1 protein-coding gene is annotated in these 2,624 nt (G+C 76.1%); it reads left to right on the top strand.

Annotated features, from left to right (window positions below):
• Nucleotides 1-2,624: type I polyketide synthase (locus tag WBA97_RS22365; RefSeq protein ID WP_424232843.1), on the top strand; the 2,624-nt coding region annotated here is incomplete at both ends.

Here is a 2,624-nt window from a genome sequence, read left to right as displayed (position 1 = left end):
GCGCGTCCAACGGGCTGACCGCGCCGAACGGGCCGTCCCAGCAGCGGGTCATCCTGGCGGCGCTGGCCGACGCCGGTCTCGCACCGTCCGATGTGGACATGGTGGAGGCGCACGGCACCGGCACCCGCCTCGGCGACCCGATCGAGGCACAGGCACTGCTCGCCACCTACGGCCAGGACCGCGACGAGCCGTTGTGGCTCGGCTCGATCAAGTCGAACATCGGCCACAGCCAGGCCGCGTCGGGCGTGGCCGGTGTCATCAAGACGGTCATGGCACTGCGCAACGGCCAGCTGCCGCCCACCATCAACGTCGACGCCCCCACCCCCGAGGTCGACTGGAGCGCGGGGAACGTCGAGCTGCTCACCGAGGCCAGGCCATGGCCGGGCGCCGGAAGGCCGCGCCGCGCCGGGGTGTCGTCGTTCGGCATGAGCGGCACCAACGCACACGTGGTCATCGAGGAGGCGCCCGCCGCCGAGCCGGTGGACCCGCCCGCCATGACCGGTCCCGCCGACGTGCCGTGGCCGGTCTCCGCGCGCACCGCCGCCGGTGTCACCGCGCAGGCCGACCGCGTGCGCGACTGGGCAGGGGAGCGGGCCGGTCTCCGCCCGGTGGACGTCGGTCTCGCGCTGGGCACCACCCGCGCCGCGCTCACGCACCGGGCCGTGCTCTCCAGCGCGGGCAACGGCCTGATCCAGACGGGTGCCGCGACCGGCGGCCGCACCGCGTTCCTGTTCACCGGCCAGGGCGCGCAGCGTCCTGGCATGGGGCGGGAGTTGTACGCGACGTTCCCGGTGTTCGCGCAGGCGTGGGACGCGGTCGCCGAGCGGATCGGCGGCGTGCCACTGGCCGACGCGGACCTGCTGCACCGCACCGACGGCGCGCAGTCGGCGCTGTTCGCCATCGAGGTGGCGCTGTTCCGGCTCCTGGAGTCCTGGGGCATGGCACCCGAGTTCCTGCTCGGCCACTCCATCGGTGAACTCGCCGCAGCCCACGTCGCGGGGGTGCTGTCGCTCGACGACGCCTGCGCGCTGGTCGCCGCGCGCGGACGGCTGATGGCCGCACTGCCGGAGGGCGGCGCCATGCTCGCCGTCGAGGCCGCCGAGGACGATGTCCCCCCTGGCATCGACATCGCCGCCGTCAACAGCGCCACCTCGCTGGTCGTGTCCGGCGCCGAGGACGAGATCCAGGCGCTGACGGACCGGTGGCGCGCGGAAGGCCGCCGGGTCAAGCGGCTCGTCGTCTCGCATGCCTTCCATTCGAGGCTGATGGAGCCCATGCTCGCCGACTTCGCCGCCGTCGCGGCGTCGGTGACCTACCACGAACCCCGCATCGCCATGCCCGGCGACGTCACCGACCCGGACCACTGGGTGCGGCAGGTGCGCGGCACCGTCCGGTTCGCCGACGGCGTGGCGTGGCTGCGGGAGCGGGGCGTCACCGCGTTCGTCGAACTCGGACCAGACCCGGTGCTCTGCGCCCACGTCGACGGCGCGGTCCCTGCGCTGCGCACGGGCCGCGACGAGACGACGACCGTGCTGTCCGCCGCCGCGTCGGCGTGGACGCACGGCGCGCGGCTCGACTGGGCCGCACTGTTCGCCACCTGGGACGCCCGCCGCACCGAGGTCCCGACCTACGCGTTCGAGCGGGAGCGGTACTGGGCGGGCGGGCAGACGCCGTTGCTTGGCGCCGAGACGTCGCTCGCCGCGGGCGGGGTGGTGCTGTCCGGCAGGCTGTCGACGGCCTTCCAGCCCTGGCTGTCCGACCACCGCATCCTCGACCGGGTCGTGGTGCCGGGGACCGCGTTGCTGGAGATGGCGTTGCGTGCCGCGGCCCGCGCGGGCCGGCCCGCCGTCGCGGAGCTGACCCTGCACGCGCCGCTGGTCCTGCCCGAGCGCGGCGCGGTCCAGGTGCAGGTGTCGGTCGCCGCCGACGACACCCTGGAGATCCACGCCAGGCCCGACGACGACACCGCGCCATGGACCCGCCACGCAGGCGGCCTCGTCGCCGACGCCCCCGCCCCCGACGGCCTCGACCTGGACACCTGGCCACCCGGGGACGCCGTCCCGCTCGACCTGACCGGCCTCTACGACCGGCTCGGCGCGGTCGGCCTTGAGTACGGGCCCGCGTTCCTCGGCCTGCGTGCCGCATGGCGGCACGGGGACGACGTGCTCGCCGAGGTCGCCCTGCCCGAGGAGAACCGGCACGACCCCGGCGCGTTCGGCCTGCACCCGGCGCTGCTCGACGCCGCGGTGCACGCCGTCGGCGCCGCCGGCCTGTTCCCCGACGGTGCCCGCGTGCCGTTCAGCTGGTCCGGGGTGAGCCTGCACGCCACCGGCGCGGCCATGCTGCGGGTCCGGCTCACCCGCACCGGGCAGGACTCCCTGTGTCTGCGGGCCGCCGACGCGGCGGGCGCGACCGTCGCCACCGTCGACTCGCTCACCGTCCGCGCCCCGGCCGCCCCCGCCGGGGCGGGCCTGCCCGACGCACTGTTCACCGTCGAGTGGACCCCGGCCGCCATGGCCGGCACCGGCACCGCGCCCCCCGACGTGGCCGACCTGCCGTCCGGCCCGGTCCGTGCCGTGGTCGGCCACGCACTGGACCTGGTCCGCCCCCGGCGCGCCGGGCCC

Source organism: Actinophytocola sp., assembly GCF_049647105.1.
Lineage (GTDB): Bacteria > Actinomycetota > Actinomycetes > Mycobacteriales > Pseudonocardiaceae > Actinophytocola.
This window is presented reverse-complemented; position numbering and strand designations above follow the sequence as displayed.